This is a genomic window from Micromonospora sp. PTRAS2 (assembly GCF_054052245.1).
Window position 1 is genome coordinate 30,294 of the sequence record NZ_JBSWBU010000019.1, and the last position, 14,984, is coordinate 45,277.

General features: G+C 75.0%; 12 protein-coding genes. 6 read left to right on the top strand and 6 right to left on the bottom strand.

Annotated elements, in window-relative coordinates; genetic code table 11:
- Positions 1–59 precede the first annotated feature (59 nt).
- Positions 60–1,907, bottom strand: coding sequence for a thiamine pyrophosphate-requiring protein (locus tag ACVMYR_RS31020; protein ID WP_457123485.1), 1,848 nt, complete (start codon positions 1,905–1,907; stop codon positions 60–62).
- 120 nt (positions 1,908–2,027) lie between these two features.
- Here ACVMYR_RS31020 and ACVMYR_RS31025 point away from each other — a divergent pair, with 120 nt between their 5' ends.
- From ACVMYR_RS31025 to ACVMYR_RS31035, 3 genes are all read left to right on the top strand, one after another.
- Positions 2,028–2,846 carry a TrmH family RNA methyltransferase gene (locus ACVMYR_RS31025; RefSeq protein WP_457123486.1) on the top strand — a complete coding sequence of 273 codons (819 nt, stop codon included), beginning with the start codon at positions 2,028–2,030 and terminating at the stop codon, positions 2,844–2,846.
- A gap of 78 nt (positions 2,847–2,924) precedes the next feature.
- Entirely contained in the window at positions 2,925–4,376 is a 1,452-nt protein-coding gene (argG, locus tag ACVMYR_RS31030) for an argininosuccinate synthase (RefSeq protein ID WP_077939237.1), read from the top strand.
- Between the two features lie 99 nt (positions 4,377–4,475).
- Positions 4,476–6,272 (top strand): PucR family transcriptional regulator, encoded by a 1,797-nt coding sequence (locus ACVMYR_RS31035; RefSeq protein WP_457123487.1) that lies wholly within the window; start codon positions 4,476–4,478, stop codon positions 6,270–6,272.
- On the opposite strand, the gene ACVMYR_RS31040 is transcribed toward ACVMYR_RS31035, so the two are convergent.
- Positions 6,273–7,619 carry a hypothetical protein gene (locus tag ACVMYR_RS31040; RefSeq protein ID WP_077939239.1) on the bottom strand — a complete coding sequence of 449 codons (1,347 nt, stop codon included), beginning with the start codon at positions 7,617–7,619 and terminating at the stop codon, positions 6,273–6,275.
- Positions 7,620–7,706: 87 nt separating this feature from the next.
- Here ACVMYR_RS31040 and murD point away from each other — a divergent pair, with 87 nt between their 5' ends.
- On the top strand, positions 7,707–9,065 hold the full coding sequence (gene murD, locus ACVMYR_RS31045) for a UDP-N-acetylmuramoyl-L-alanine--D-glutamate ligase (RefSeq protein WP_396787961.1): 1,359 nt from the start codon (positions 7,707–7,709) through the stop codon (positions 9,063–9,065).
- On the opposite strand, the gene ACVMYR_RS31050 is transcribed toward murD, so the two are convergent.
- The 3 genes from ACVMYR_RS31050 to ACVMYR_RS31060 all read right to left on the bottom strand — a co-directional run bounded on the left by ACVMYR_RS31050 (position 9,062) and on the right by ACVMYR_RS31060 (position 11,192).
- Complete coding sequence (locus ACVMYR_RS31050) at positions 9,062–9,514, bottom strand: DUF6114 domain-containing protein (protein WP_457123488.1); 453 nt, start codon at positions 9,512–9,514, stop codon at positions 9,062–9,064. The two genes, murD and ACVMYR_RS31050, sit on opposite strands and share 4 nt — an antisense overlap.
- A 1-nt stretch (position 9,515) precedes the next feature.
- Entirely contained in the window at positions 9,516–10,145 is a 630-nt protein-coding gene (locus ACVMYR_RS31055; protein WP_043967660.1) for a DUF6230 family protein, read from the bottom strand.
- 234 nt (positions 10,146–10,379) lie between these two features.
- Positions 10,380–11,192 carry a TetR/AcrR family transcriptional regulator gene (locus ACVMYR_RS31060; protein WP_457123489.1) on the bottom strand — a complete coding sequence of 271 codons (813 nt, stop codon included), beginning with the start codon at positions 11,190–11,192 and terminating at the stop codon, positions 10,380–10,382.
- Between the two features lie 476 nt (positions 11,193–11,668).
- Between ACVMYR_RS31060 and ACVMYR_RS31065 the strand changes: the two genes are divergently transcribed.
- On the top strand, positions 11,669–12,340 hold the full coding sequence (locus ACVMYR_RS31065; RefSeq protein ID WP_457123490.1) for a Tat pathway signal sequence domain protein: 672 nt from the start codon (positions 11,669–11,671) through the stop codon (positions 12,338–12,340).
- Positions 12,341–12,419: 79 nt separating this feature from the next.
- On the opposite strand, the gene ACVMYR_RS31070 is transcribed toward ACVMYR_RS31065, so the two are convergent.
- Positions 12,420–13,451, bottom strand: coding sequence for a hypothetical protein (locus tag ACVMYR_RS31070; RefSeq protein ID WP_457123512.1), 1,032 nt, complete (start codon positions 13,449–13,451; stop codon positions 12,420–12,422).
- 220 nt (positions 13,452–13,671) lie between these two features.
- On the opposite strand from ACVMYR_RS31070, the gene ACVMYR_RS31075 reads away from it, so the two are divergent.
- Complete coding sequence (locus tag ACVMYR_RS31075; RefSeq protein ID WP_077939241.1) at positions 13,672–14,976, top strand: aspartate aminotransferase family protein; 1,305 nt, start codon at positions 13,672–13,674, stop codon at positions 14,974–14,976.
- Positions 14,977–14,984 lie beyond the last annotated feature (8 nt).

Here is a 14,984-nt window from a genome sequence, read left to right on the forward strand (position 1 = left end):
GCGCGGGTGTGAGAAGGGAACCCTTCTCTACCGGATGCGTTAAGAAGGGGCCCTTCCTTTCACCGCAGGCGGGGGCGCCAGGTGGACACGGCGGCGGGCAGGCCGCGGCGGACGATGCCCGCCCGGTCGGGGTCGCGCAGCACCGCCGCCGCCGTCTTGCGCGCCTGCGCGGCGGTGAAGTGCGGCGGCAGCATCAGCTCGGCCGGGTCCACCATCGCGTTGATCACCGTCGGGCGGTCGGCGGCCAGGGCGCGCCGCCAGGCGTCCGGCACCTGGTCGGGGGAGTCGACCAGGATGCCGTGCAGGCCGAGCACCTCCGCCCACCGGTGGTACGCCACGTCGGGCAGGTCCTGGCTGGCCGGGAACATCGGCGTGCCCTCGCCGGAGCGCTGCTCCCAGCTGACGAACGCCAGGTCCCGGTTGTTGAGCACCAGCACCACGAACCGGGGGTCCGGCCAGCTCCGCCAGTGCTTCGCCACGGTGATCAGCTCGTTGACGCCGTTCATCTGCATCGCCCCGTCGCCGAGCAGGGCGACCAGCGGCCGGTCCGGGTGGGCGAGCTTCGCGGCGATCCCGTACGGCATGGCCCCACCCATCGACAGCAGGGTGCCCGAGAGGCTGGCCAGCATCCCGGGGCGCAGCCGCAGGTGCCGGGCGTACCAGGCGGTGCAGGTGCCGCAGTCCACCGCGAGCATGACGTCACCGGGGAGCTGGTCGTCCAGCGCCGCGAACAGCGCCTGCGGGTTCACCGGGTCGGCGGACTGGCCGGCGATCTCCCGCTGGGCGCGGTGCCAGCCGGCGGTGGCGTCGGCGATGCGCTGCCGCCAGGCGGTCGGGGCGGTGCCGGGGCCCAGCTCGCGCAGCAGCGCCCGCAGGGTGGGGCCGGCGTCGCCGGTGAGGTTGACCTCGGTGGGGTAGCGCAGCCCCAGCCGGGAGCCGTCCACGTCGATCTGTACGCCCCGGGCCTGCCCCTGCGGCGGGTAGAACTCCGAGTACGGCATGTTGCTGCCGACGATCAGCAGCCGGTCGCAGTCGCGCATGAGCTGCCAGCTCGGCCGGGTGCCGAGCAGCCCGATCGCGCCGGTGACCCACGGCTCGCGGTGGTCCACGGCGGTGAAGCCGAGCAGGGCGGTGGCCACGCCCGCACCGAGCCGGTCCGCGACCTGCCGCACCTCGGCCTCCGCGCCCAGGGCGCCCTGGCCGACCAGCATCGCCACCCGCTCGCCGCCGCGCAGCACCTCCGCCGCCCGGCGGACGTCCGCCTCCGGCGGCACGGTCGTGGCGCTGCTCGGCACGGCGGAGGTGTGGTAGTAGCCGTGCGCGTGCGGCGGGTCCGGCACGGCCGGCTCGTCCTGCACGTCGGAGGGGAGGACCAGCGCGGTGACCGTGCGCCGGGCCAGCGCCGTCCGGCAGGCCCGGTCCACCAGGTGCCGCACCTGGGACGGGTCGTCGAGCTGGGCCAGGAACGCCGAGGCGACGTCCTTGTAGAGGGCGAGCAGGTCGACCTCCTGGTAGTAGCCGCCCCCCTCGGCGGTCAGCGCGGTGTGCCCCACCAGGGCCACCACCGGCTGGTGGTCGAGCTTCGCGTCGTACAGGCCGTTGAGCAGGTGGATCGCGCCCGGCCCGCTGGTGGCCAGGGCGCAGCCGAGCGGCCCGCCGCCGTACTTGACGTGCGCCGACGCGGCGAAGCCGGCGGTCTCCTCGTGGCGCACCTGGACGAATTCCGCCCGGTCGCCGGCGCGTTGCAGCGCCGAGGTCATCCCGTTGATGCCGTCGCCGGGGTAGCCGAAGTAGCGGCGTACGCCCCACTGGGCCAGCCGGGCCACGATGTGGTCGGCGACGGTGGCGTCCCTGGGCAGCCCGCCGTGCCCGTCCGGTGCCGGCTCGCCGGCCTGGTTCGCGTTCACCCGCAGGGTCCCTCCGGTCGCGTCCGCTGTCCCGGATCACCGTTCCCCGTCGTACGCCGGGAAAACGCCGACCGGCGACCGGCGCTCGGGGCCGGCGGCGCGGTCCGGCAGAATCGCCGGATGCCCGTGCAGCAGATCACCGACCCCGACGACGACCGGATCGCCGACTACCGCGCGCTGACCGACGTGGAGCTGCGCACCCGGTGGGAGCCGCCGCACGGCCTGTTCATCGCCGAGGGGGAGCTGGTGCTGCGCCGGGCGCTGCGGGCCGGCTATCCGGCGCGGTCGTTCCTGGTGGACGCGAAGCGGGTCGACCAGCTCGCCGACCTCGACACCGGCGACGCCCCCGTGTACGCGGCCACCCCGGACGTGCTGGAGAAGGCGACCGGCTTCCACGTGCACCGGGGCGTGCTCGCCTCGTTCCGGCGCAGGCCGCTGCTGGACGTCGCCGGGGTGCTCGCCGACGCGCGGCGGGTGGCGATCCTGGAGGACGTCAACAACCACACCAACCTCGGCGCGATCTTCCGGGGGGCCGCCGCGCTCGGCATCGACGCGGTGCTGCTGTCGCCCACCTGCGCCGACCCGCTCTACCGGCGCAGCGTGCGGGTCAGCATGGGCGAGGTCTTCGCGGTGCCGTACGCCAAGTTCGAGCGCTGGCCGGACGGCCTGGACCAGGTGCGCCAGGCGGGGTTCACGGTGCTGGCCATGACGCCGGCGGTGGACGCGGTGCCGATCCAGCGGTTGACCCCGGCGCAGCGCGCCCGGGCGGCGCTGCTGCTGGGGGCGGAGGGGCCCGGCCTCACGGCGGCGGCCCAGGCCGCCAGCGACGTGCGGGTGGTCGTCCCGATGCGGCGCGGGGTGGACTCGTTGAACGTGGCCGCCGCCGCGGCGGTGGCGTTCTGGGAGCTGGGCCGCGACGACCCGCCGTTCGGCGGGTAGCCGCGGGCGGGGAGTGATGCCCGTCGCGTCGGGCGCGTCCGCTTGCATGACCATGCGGCGTGATGAATAATCTTCCCCGTGTCCAAGGTTCTCACCTCCCTGCCCATCGGCGAACGTGTCGGCATCGCCTTCTCCGGCGGCCTCGACACCTCGGTCGCGGTCGCGTGGATGCGCGACAAGGGCGCCGTCCCCTGCGCCTACACGGCCGACATCGGCCAGTACGACGAGCCCGACATCGCCTCGGTGCCCGGCCGCGCGCTCAGCTACGGCGCCGAGGTCGCCCGGCTGGTCGACTGCCGCGCCGCCCTCGTCGAGGAGGGCCTGGCCGCGCTGACCTGCGGCGCCTTCCACATCCGCTCGGGCGGGCGGGCCTACTTCAACACCACGCCGCTGGGCCGGGCCGTGACGGGGACCCTGCTGGTGCGGGCGATGATCTCCGACGACGTGCAGATCTGGGGCGACGGCTCGACGTTCAAGGGCAACGACATCGAGCGGTTCTACCGCTACGGCCTGCTGGCCAACCCGCAGCTGCGCATCTACAAGCCGTGGCTCGACACCGACTTCGTCACCGAGCTGGGCGGGCGCAAGGAGATGTCGGAGTGGCTGCTGGAGCGCGGCCTGCCCTACCGGGACAGCACCGAGAAGGCATACTCCACCGACGCCAACATCTGGGGCGCCACGCACGAGGCCAAGACGCTCGAACACCTGGACACCGGCATCGAGACCGTCGAGCCGATCATGGGCGTCAAGTTCTGGGACCCGGCCGTGGAGATCCCCACCGAGGACGTCACGATCGGCTTCGACCAGGGCCGCCCGGTGACCATCAACGGCAAGGAGTTCGGCAGCCCCGTCGACCTGGTGCTGGAGGCCAACGCCATCGGCGGCCGGCACGGCCTGGGCATGTCCGACCAGATCGAGAACCGGATCATCGAGGCCAAGAGCCGGGGCATCTACGAGGCGCCCGGCATGGCGCTGCTGCACGCCGCGTACGAGCGGCTGGTCAACGCCATCCACAACGAGGACACCCTGGCCAACTACCACAACGAGGGCCGCCGCCTCGGCCGGCTCATGTACGAGGGGCGCTGGCTGGACCCGCAGGCGCTGATGCTGCGCGAGTCGTTGCAGCGCTGGGTCGGCGCGGCGGTCTCCGGCGAGGTGACCCTGCGGCTGCGCCGGGGCGAGGACTACTCGATCCTCGACACGACCGGCCCGGCGTTCAGCTACCACCCCGACAAGCTGTCGATGGAGCGCACCGAGGACTCGGCGTTCGGCCCCTCGGACCGCATCGGCCAGCTCACCATGCGCAACCTCGACATCGCCGACTCGCGGGCGAAGCTGGAGCAGTACGCCTCCCTCGGCCTGGTCGGCGGCGCGGCACCCCAGCGGATGATCGGCGCGGCGCAGGCGGCCTCCACGGGGCTGATCGGCGCGATGCCGCAGGGCGGCGCGGAGGCCATCGCCTCCCGGGGCGTCTCCTCCGCCGACGACGCGGCACTCGACCGCGCCGCGATGGAGCTCGGCGTCGACTGAGCCCCGTCGCGGCGGGGCCGGCGGGTCGCCCGGCATCGGCGGCCCGTACCCCGTCGCGGCCTGTTCAGGATCGGAGTCACGGACGGTAGCGTGTCGCCCGTGTTCCCTACCGTCCGTGAGATCCTCGCGCTCGACCCGATCCGCCACGGCGCGCCCCGCCTGGTGGCCGGGGAGGCCGGCCTGGACCGGCCGGTGCGCTGGGTACACGTGGCGGAGGTGCCCGACATCGCGTCCCTGCTGCGCGGTGGTGAGCTGGTGCTCACCACCGGCATCGGGTTGCCCGGCGAGGACGCCGGGTTGCGCGCGTTCATCGGCGAGCTGGCCGACGTCGGGGTCTCCGGCCTCGTCGTCGAGCTGGGCCGCCGGTATGTCAGCGGCGTGCCCCGGGTGATGGCCGCCGCCGCGGCCCGGCGCGGGCTGCCCCTGGTCGAGCTGCGCCGGGCCACCCCGTTCGTGCGGGTCACCGAGGCCGTGCACGCGCTGATCGTCGACGCCCAGCTCACCGAGCTGCGGGCGACCGAGGAGATCCACCAGCGGTTCACCGAGCTGTCGGTCGAGGGCGCCGGCCCGGCCGAGGTGGTCCGGCAGGCCGCCGAGCTGTCCGGCTGCCCGGTGGTGCTGGAGAACCTGTCGCGGCAGGTGCTCGCGTACGACCCGGCGGGGCAGAGCGCCGAGCTGCTGCTGGACGGCTGGGAGCAGCACTCCCGGCGGATCAGCCCGCCCGGGCGGACCGCGTACGACGTGGACCGGGGCTGGCTGGTGACCACCGTCGGGGCCCGCGGGCAGGACTGGGGGCGGCTGCTGCTGCGCTGGCCGGGCGGCGGGGAGCTGACCACCGGCGCGCCGGTGCCCGACGGGGCGCCGGAGCCGGGCCCCGCCGACGTCGCCCCGCCGCCGCAGGCCCCGCCGACCCGGCTGACGATCCTCGTCGAGCGGGCCGCCTCCGCGCTCGCGCTGGGCCGGCTGATCCGGCGCGACGCCGAGGGGCTGGAGCGGCAGATCCACCGGACGCTGCTCACCGCCCTGCTGGACCACTCCCGCCCGGTCGACGAGGTGGCCCTGCGCGCGCGGGCGCTGGGGGTGGTGCTGGAGCGCCGGCACCTGGTCGGCGTGGTGGTGCGCTACCGCGGCGACGAGCCGGCCGCCGACGGGACCCCGCCGGAGGGGCCCGCACCGGTGGACCCGGAGGCGGGGCCGGCCCGGCTGCGGGACCTGTCGGAGGCGGTCGGGCAGGCCCTGCGGGAGGCGAAGCTGACCGGGCTGAGCAGCGCCGTCGACGACCAGTCGGTGGGCGTGCTGCTCGCCCTGCCCGACCCGGCGGCGGAGGAACGGGCGCTGGCCGGGTTCGCCGCCGCGCTGCGTCGCAACCGGGTCGACGCCGCCGGGCCGAGGGCCGCCGAGCCCGCACCGGCCCGGACGCCCGAGCCCGCCCGGGGGAGCGGCGCGGGCGCGGTGATCGTCGCCGCCGGCTCCGGGGTGGGCAGCCTGCGGGAGGCGCGCCGCTCGCTGGTGGAGGCGCGGCAGGTCGCCGACGCGGCCCGCCGGGACCGCCGGGACCTGCCGATCTTCCGGCTGCCGCACGTCGGGCTGGCCGGCCTGCTGCACCTGCTGCGCGACGAGCCGCGCCTGCAGACGTTCGTCGAGCGCGAGCTGGGTGCCCTGCTGGCGTACGACGCCCGGCACCCCCGCGAGCAGCTGCTCGGCACCCTGCGGGCGTACCTGGAGCAGGGGCGCAACAAGTCGGCGGCGGCCGCCGCCGCGCACCTGTCCCGGCCGGCGTTCTACGAGCGGCTGGCCCGCATCGCCCGGATCCTCGACGCCGACCTCGACTCGGTGGAGGTGTGCCTGTCCCTGCACGTGGCCCTGCTGGCCCTGGACGCCGTCCGCGCCCCCTGATCAGCCGGGCAGGAGGGCCTTCGCGTAGGCGGAGGGGACGAAGTGGGGGCCGCCGGGGGTGAAGACGTCCGAGGTGGCCGCCGCCGACCAGGCCGTCTCCGGCACCGCGTCGACCAGGGCCCGCACGACCGGGGCGGCGCGCCACTGCTCCTGCTCGGCGAGGAGGCCCAGCGCCACCACCGACTCCTCGACCTCGCCGACGCACTCGAACGGCTTGTGCCCGTCCACGCCGAGCAGCTCCCGGTAGCCGGGGAGCTGGGACTCGTCGGCCAGCAGGTCGCCGCCGAAGATCCGCACGACCCGCTCGCGCGGCATGAACGGGGCCATGGCCAGGAACACGAACCGGCACTTCGGGCAGTCACGGCACCAGCGCTCGCTCGCGTCGCGCAGCTTGAACGCGGCGTTGCAGCTGGTCACCACGTCGTCGTACCGGTCGATCTCGGCGAAGAGCCGGGCGATGTGCAGCTCGGACAGCGAGCGCAGCAGCGAGAAGTAGGGCTCGGTGAGCCCGGCGTGCTCGGCCAGCGCCGCCCGCAGCAGCCCCTCGGCCTCCACCCCCTTGGACCACTGGTGGTTGATCTCGTGGCCGTTCCAGACCAGGTTGGGGTCGGACGCGGACCGTTCGTTGGACATCACCACCGGGCCGAGCCCGTTGAGCACGGCCGTGGCGACCGCGATCAGCGAGTTGATCGCGGTGACCGGGATGTGCCCGTTGCGGGCCCCGGCGGCGTTGAGGTCGAACAGCACCGGGTCGATGCGCCGCCGCGCCGCGAGGGCGGTCAGCCCGGACGCCTCGTTGACCGCGACGATGACGTGGTTCGGGTTGACCGAGAACGGCACCGGGTCGAGGCCGGCGCGGCGCAGCGCCTCCAGGCTGACGATGGAGTCCTTGCCCCCGCCGACGGCCGACAGGGGGCGCAGGTCGGAGTTGTCGTATGCCCGCGCGGGCGACACCGAGCCCGCGGGGATCTCCGGGGTCAGCTCCAGCACGTGCGGGAGCTGGTTGCGGTAGGCGTACTCGGCGAGGCCCTTGGTGTAGACGGCCGTGACCAGCGCGGCGGCGGCCCCGCCCAGCGGCGCCGGCAGCACCAGCCGGCGGGGCGCGGCGGCCTTGTAGTAGCTGACGCCGGCGACGACGTGCAGCAGCTCCAGGACCCGGCCGAGGGTGGCGACCGTCGCGTCGGACGGCGGCTCGGCCGGCAGGGGGAGGGTGATCGCCTCGGTGAACCGCTGCTCGCCGCCGGGGCCGGTGAGGGCGTAGTCGAACAACGCCTCGCCGGTGGCGAGGTCGATCGAGTAGGACGGGAAGGTGAAGGCGTCCATCCGCCGGAGCTGCTCGTTGGGCACACGCCATACTAGGCCCTGGTTCGTCCGGCCGTGCCCGGCTGCGTCGGACCGGCCCGCCGACGTGCCCGACCGTGGAGGAGATCCCCCGTGCGCCTGTCTGACCTGCGCGGACGTACCGTCGCCGTCTGGGGCACCGGCCGGGAGGGCCGGGCGGCGGTGATCGCGATCGCCGCGCACGGCCCGGCGGGCCTGGTCGCGGTCGACGACAGCGCCAACTTCCTTGCCCTGCCCTGGGAGGGGCCGCTGGCCGAGGCGGCCCCGCTCGTCACCGGCGAGGAGGGCTTCGCCCGGCTGGCCGCCGCCGAGGTGGTGGTCCGCTCGCCCGGGGTGCCGAACACCCACCCGTGGCTGGTGGAGCTGCGCCGCCGGGGGGTCACCGTCACCCAGGGCAGCGCGCTGTGGATGGCCGACCACGCCCGGCGGACCGTCGGGGTGACCGGCAGCAAGGGCAAGTCCACCACGTCCAGCCTGATCAGTCACCTGCTCACGGCGGTCGACCGGCCGAACGTCTTCGGCGGCAACATCGGGGTGCCGCTGCTCGACCTGCCCGACGCCGACCTGTACGTGCTGGAGCTGTCCAGCTACCAGTGCGCCGACCTGACCGACTCGCCGCGCGTGGCGGTGGTCACCGCGCTCTTCCCCGAGCACCTGGACGCGCACGGCGGCGAGCGGGAGTATTACCGGGACAAGCTCAACCTGCTGGCGCACGGGCCGCAGACGATCGTGGTCAACGGGGCCGACCCGAGGCTCGCCGCCGAGCTGGGCGACCGGCCGGCCGTGCGCGTCGGCTCCCCGGACACCACGCACGTGGCTCCGGGCCCGGACGGCACGCCCTGGTTCCACCTCGGCGACCGGCCGCTGTTCGCGCGCGCGGTGCTGCCCCTGGTGGGCCGGCACAACGAGGGCAACCTCTGCGTCGCCCTCGCCGTGCTCGACGCGCTGGGCGTGGACGTGGCGGCCCGCGCCGACACCCTCGCGGTCGCGGTGGCCGGGTTCCAGGGCCTGGCCCACCGGCTCACCGAGATCGCCGACCCGTCCGGGCTCACCTTCGTCGACGACACCCTGGCCACGAGCCCGTACGCGGCGATGCACGCCATCGACGCGTACGAGGGGCGGCCGTTGACGGTGATCGTCGGCGGCACCGACCGGGGGCTGGACTACGCCCCGCTGCGCGAGCACCTGGCCGAGCGGGAGATCACCGTGCTCGGCATCCCCGACAGCGGGGAACGGATCGTGGCCGCCCTCGCCGGGCTGCCGAAGGTGCGGGCCGAGGTGGTGGACGACCTGGTGGCCGCCGTGGGTCGGGCCCGGGAGGTGACCCCGGCCGGCGGGGTGGTGCTGCTCTCGCCGGCCGCGCCCAGCTACGGCCGGTTCCGCAACTTCGAGCACCGGTCCGAGGTGTTCGCCGAGGCGGTCCGGGACACCGCGACCCACCCCGCCCGCTAACCGCTGCGGGCGGCCCCGGCGGGGCGGCGGTGCGCCTTGACCGGCGTCCAGGCGAACGCGAGGCAGCCGCCGACCAGCGCGAGCAGCATCCCGACGAAGAAGCCGCCCAGGTTGGACGTCAGCCAGGAGACCAGGGCGAGCACCAGGGAGACCAGCGCGTAGAACAGCCGCTGCGGCGGGTGGGCCAGCAGCAGCACGCCGCACAGCAGCAGGATGACCGGCACCAGGTAGCCGGCCAGCCCCTGCGGCCCGACGTGCAGGATCACCGGCAGCGGCGCGCGCAGCGTCACGAGGATCTCGGCGCCGCCGAGGGCGACGAGCAGGCCGCCCCAGAAGGGACGGCTGCGCCGCCAGGCCCGCCACCGGCCGGCCCAGCCGGCGGCCGACCCCCCGGCGGCCCGTGGCGTCGCGTCACCGCCGGCCATGGGCGTCGCGTCACCGCCGGCCATCTCAGCAGCCTTCGGAGGAGAAGCTCATCCGCAGGTTCGGCAGGGTGAACACCGCGGCGGTGGTGGCGTAGTTGTTCTGCCGCAGCCCGGTGATGGTCACCTTGTCGGCCTGCTGGCCGAAGACGCCCGGGTTGCCGCGCACCCCGGGCACCTTGTCCAGCGTGCTGGCGTCCTGGCCGATGTCGATCGACTGGAACGACGCGTTGCCGGAGATCTCGTCGGAGTCGACGACCATCGTGCGGGCGGTCACCGGCTTCCCGCCGGTGCCGGCGGTGAGCTTCATGTACATGCCGCCGAGGTTGATGCTCTGGCACAGGTTGGTCAGCTCGGCCTTGTCGATCGCCGAGACGAGCACGACGACCTGGCCGCCGGTGTCGCCCTGGTTGGGGCTGTCCTCGATCATCTGGTCGAGCGTGGCGAACTGCTCGAACCCGGTCCCGTCGAGCTTGTCGGCGGTGACGACGAAGGGCATTCCGGAGATCGCGAACTGCGCGCCGAGCACCCCCTGCGCGGTGAGCAGCACCATTCCGGCGGCGCCCACCCCGGCGGCGGCCAGGCTGACCGCGAACCGCCGCCAGCGCACGCCGCCGGAGGGCGGGACCGGCTCGGTGGATACGGTGTCGTCCGACATGACGGCTCCTCTTCGAGATCGATTCGTCCGCGACAATGCGGGGGCGCTGCGCGGAGCGGGGCGATGATCTGAATTGGTTCGCGTACGGCGTGTCGAGCCCGTCGCAGGGCGAAGTTACCGCTGAGTAAAGGGTGGGTCAAGATTGATGCCCAGTGGAGCCGGTCGATCTGCGAAAAATTGCCGATAGTGAGAAACCGCGACGGTTTCTGATCGCGCTGCGGCCCGGCGGCCCGCTCAGCCGTCCCCCCGGGCCGGGCGCGCCGGGTCGACCGCGCAGGGGGCGGTGACACCCGGGCCGCCCGCGTCGGCCGCCCGCGCCGCCCGGTCGCCGGCCCCGGGGCCGAGGAACGGCGCGGTCATCGCGTACGTCAGGACCGGCAGCAGCCGGGGCAGTTCGGCCGTGCGGCCCTGGCTCACCCGCAGGCGCAGGGTGCCGTAGATGCCGGCGACCACCGTCGTCACCAGCAGGTCGTCCTCGTCGGGCGACAGGGGTGACCGGGGCCGGTCGGGGTGGAAGAACCGGTGGAACCGCGACAGCAGCAGGTCGCGCTCGTCGCGGGCCGCCGGGCCGGCCGCGTCGATCTCCACGAGCGCCATCCGGGCGAACGCGGGCACGCTCGCCAGCACCTCCAGCAGGGTCCGCAGGGCGGCCCGGGCGGCGGTGGTCCAGTCCGGCCCCGCCGCGGCGTAGGCGTCGTCCATCAGGCGCAGCAGGACGGCCGTGCCGTGCCGGTAGGTGGCCAGGAAGGCGTCCTCCTTGCCGGCGAAGAGGGCGTAGAAGGCGGGGCGGGTCACGCCGGCCGCGCCGCAGATGTCGGTGACCCGGGCGTTGTCGTAGCCCCTGGCCGCCACCTCGTGCACGAGCCCGTCGAAGAGCCGGTCGCGTTGGGTCGCCGCGACCGCCTCGGCCGACTGACGGCGTGGGCCCCGCTTGATCGCTCGCTCGGGGTCGCGCCCCGGTCGGGCCCCCGGCAGGGGAGTGGAGTCGGGCCGGGGCTCCGGCGGCGGGGGTGCGGATCCGGTCTCCGGGTGGGGTGCCAGCGACATCGACATCGACCTCCCTGAATCGACGATTGACTTTGCGACCCTCCGGGGTTTATAACTTCACCACGTTGGGTTCCGGTCGGATCACTGATGGTCATCTGCGCCGGATGGCCGCACCGAGCAGCGCCGAAGGGGGGCTCGATGGTCGCCATTATCGCCGACCACGCGGGTGCCCCCAAGGCCGGAAAGGTGCGGGTGACGCGGCTGCGCCGCAGTGCCCCACCCGGCACCGGCCGCTGACCGGCCGGACCCCGAGGGCCGCTCCGCCGGGTCACCGGTGACCGACCCGCACACCCCGCCCCGCCGCCGCCCGGCGGCGTCCGTCCCCGCCGCCGACCGTCCACCGGTGGCGGGCCCACGGCCACGGCGTCCCTCCGTGGCCACCCCCGCGGCCGCCCGGCCGCGCCCGGCCCGCCGGGCGCGGTGACCCGCCGGTCCGGCCGCCGCCGTCGCACCACCACCCGTCGAAAGGACCCACCATGCCCAGGTACGGACGCGCCGCCGTCGGCCTCGCCGCCGTCGCGCTGCTCGGCTCCCTCGTCGCGGCGGCCCCCGCCTCCGCCGCCGGCCCGGCCGCCCTCGCCAACACGGTGCTCACCACCGGCAGCGCCGGCGGGACCGCCGTCGCCGTCGGCGACACCCTCCAGGCCAGCCTCCAGACCGGGACCACCGCCAACTTCTACTCGTCGGCCACCGGCACGACCGGCGTCAAGTGCGCCGCGTCCACCTTCACCGCCAAGGCGGTCACCAACCCGGTCGCCCCGGGCACCGCCACCGAGAGCCTCACCGGGCAGACCTTCACCAGCTGCACCAGCAACGTGGTCGGCACCCTCGGGGTCAACAGCGTGACGGTCGACAACCTGCCCTACGCCGTCTCCGTCACCAGCGCCGGCGCGGTCACCCTCACCGGGTCGATCCAGAGCACCGTCTCGCTGCGCACCCTGCTGGGCAACGTCACCTGCGTCTACAAGGCCAACGGCGGCGTCGTGCGGGGGACGGCGTCCAACGCCACCACCTCCATCGCCTTCGTCAAGCAGCCGTTCACCAAGTCCGCCGGGCCGGGCACCTGCTTCTCCTCGGCGTACTTCAGCGCGACGTACGCCCCGGTCCGGGACACCACCCAGGGCGGCGCGACGGTCTACGTGAACTGACCCCGCGCCGGCCCGGCCTGCGTCCGATCTCCCCGTCGGACGCCGGCCGGGCCGCCCCGGGTCTCCCGGTCCCGGCCGCTCAGCCGTCCGCGACGGCGGCGTGCAGGGCGCGCATCGACCGGATCGCCGAGCGGATCTCCTGGAGGTAGCGCCCCGGCGTCAGGGCCGGCTCGGACAGCCGCACCAGGCCGGGCAGGGCCGGGTCGACGCCGACGGTCTCGATCCCGCACCCGTACGGCACGGCCAGCGTGCGCAGCGCGTCGCAGTGCTGGAACGGCACGTAGACCGGCGCGGTGACCATCAGCACCGGGTCGCCCGGCGCGAGCCGGACGTGCTCCGCCCAGAACCGCTGCGTGTCGGCGGTGTGCGCGCGCCGCCGCCCGGGCTCGCTCGACGGGGCGGCGAGCACCCGCACCGGGGGCGATCCCGCCGGCCGCCACGTACGCGAGGACCAGGAGCGGTGCGGGTGGCCGCCATCCACGCCGTCCGCCTCGGCCGGCCCGGCCACCCCGAAGGCGAGCCGGACCGCCGCGTCGAGGGCGTCCACCTCGGTGTCGCCGGCCACGACGCCCGCGTCGGCCAGTGTCTGCCGCTCCACCACCGACAGCGGCCGGAAACTGCCCAGCACGGCCACCTCGCCGGCCACCGCCGTGCCCGAGCGCACCAGGTGCGCCGCGTACGCCACCCGGCGCAGGCAGGCGTGCGCGAGCCCGCCGAGGACGACCAGGTGCGCGTACGCCCGGCGGGCCGGCGGGACCGGGCGGGCCAGGCCCAGCGCGGACGCCGCGGCGAGCACCAGTCCCGCCGTGCGGGGATCGAACGCCGGCTCGGCGGCCTCGGGGCGTTCCCGGCCGCCCCGGAAGTCCCAGTGCCGGGCGGAGAAGTCGTCCAGCCAGGCCAGCGCCGCCGCCAGGTCGCCGGAGAACGGGTCGCCGGAGAGCGGGTCGCGGGGGAGCGGGTCGCCGGAGGGCGGATCGCCCGGGGGGCCGTCGCCGCCGAACCGCGCGACGAGGTCCCGCAGCGGCGGCGAGGTCACCCACGCGCGCACCCCGTCGACGATCCGTGCCGGGGGAGCGCCCGCCGCCCCGTCGGGCAGCGGCACGTCCCGCATGATCCGCACGCCCCGGATCGTACCGTGCGGATCGCGTCGCCTCCGGAGCCCGGGACGACGGGAAACGCGCGTCGGCCGCGCCGGACGCCCCGGAAACCGCAGCCGATCGGTTGACGTGCTGTCAGCCGAAGGCCGCCGGTCCGCTACACAGTGGCAGTTGTCCCCGCCGCCGGTGGGTGGGAGCGTGCGGTGACCGCCAACGCGCTGGAGGGTGCGACGAATGACCGACGACCTGCTGGCCCGGCACCGGGCCGTGCTGCCGTCCTGGATGCCGCTCTACTACGCCGAGCCGATCGAGCTGGTCTCCGGCTCCGGTCGCCGGGTCACCGACGCGCAGGGCCGCACCTACCTGGACTTCTTCGGCGGCGTGCTGACCAACATGATCGGCTACGACATCCCCGAGATCCGCGAGGCCGTGCAGCGGCAACTCGCCACGGGCCTCGTGCACACCTCGACGCTCTACCTGATCCGCCAGCAGGTCGAGCTGGCCGAGAAGATCGCCCGGCACTCCGGCATCCCCGACGCCCGGGTCTTCTTCACCAACTCCGGCACCGAGGCCAACGAGGCCGCCCTGCTGGCCGCCACCAACCACCGCCGCTCCCACCAGATCCTCGCCGTGCGCAACAGCTACCACGGCCGCACGTACGCGACGATGGGCGTCACCGGCAACCGGGGCTGGTCGGCCAGCGCCCTCAACCCGCTCCAGGTGGCCTGGCTGCACTCCGGCGAGCGGCTGCGCGGCCTGCTGTCCCGCCTCGACCCCGCCGACCGCCTCGACGCGGCGGTCGAGGACCTGCGCGAGGTCCTCGCCACCCAGACCGCCGGCGACGTCGCCTGCCTGATCGCCGAGCCGATCCAGGGCGTCGGCGGCTTCGTGCACGGCCCCGACGGCCTGCTCGCGGCGTGGCGGAAGGTGCTCGACGAGCACGGCATCCTGCTGATCTCCGACGAGGTGCAGACCGGCTGGGGGCGCACCGGCGAGCACTTCTGGGGCTACCAGGCGCACGGCGTCACCCCGGACCTGCTCACCTTCGCCAAGGGCATCGGCAACGGCTTCGCCCTCGCCGGGGTCGTCGGCCGGGCCGAGATCATGGAGTCGGTGCCGGCGATCAGCTTCTCCACCTTCGGCGGCAACCCGCTCGCCACGGCCGCCGGCAACGCCGTGCTGGACTACCTGCTCGACCACGACCTCCAGGCCAACGCGGCCCGCGTCGGCGCGATCCTCGCCGACGGGCTGCGGGCCGCCGTGGGCGGCCTCGACTGCGTCGCCGAGGTACGCGGCAGGGGGCTGATGCTCGGCGTCGAGTTCGTCCACCCGGGCACCGTCGAGCCCGACCCGGCCCTGACCGCCCGGGTCTTCGAGGCGTGCCGGGCCGGCGGCCTGCTCGTCGGCAAGGGCGGCCTCTACGGCAACGTGCTGCGCATGGGCCCGCCGCTGACCCTCACCGAGGACGAGGCCCGCGAGGGGCTGGCCATCCTGGTCGACGCCGTCCGCTCCTGCGCCGACGGCGAGGTGGCGGCGTGACGTCCGAA

Excerpts from the sequence above, each read along its gene's own strand:
- ACVMYR_RS31070 (WP_457123512.1), bottom strand. The coding sequence starts at position 13,451 with ATGCGGGACGTGCCGCTGCCCGACGGGGCGGCGGGCGCTCCCCCGGCA.
- ACVMYR_RS31025 (WP_457123486.1), top strand. The coding sequence starts at position 2,028 with ATGCCCGTGCAGCAGATCACCGACCCCGACGACGACCGGATCGCCGAC.
- ACVMYR_RS31060 (WP_457123489.1), bottom strand. The coding sequence starts at position 11,192 with ATGTCGCTGGCACCCCACCCGGAGACCGGATCCGCACCCCCGCCGCCG.
- ACVMYR_RS31075 (WP_077939241.1), top strand. The coding sequence starts at position 13,672 with ATGACCGACGACCTGCTGGCCCGGCACCGGGCCGTGCTGCCGTCCTGG.
- ACVMYR_RS31065 (WP_457123490.1), top strand. The coding sequence starts at position 11,669 with ATGCCCAGGTACGGACGCGCCGCCGTCGGCCTCGCCGCCGTCGCGCTG.
- ACVMYR_RS31055 (WP_043967660.1), bottom strand. The coding sequence starts at position 10,145 with ATGTCGGACGACACCGTATCCACCGAGCCGGTCCCGCCCTCCGGCGGC.
- ACVMYR_RS31050 (WP_457123488.1), bottom strand. The coding sequence starts at position 9,514 with ATGGCCGGCGGTGACGCGACGCCCATGGCCGGCGGTGACGCGACGCCA.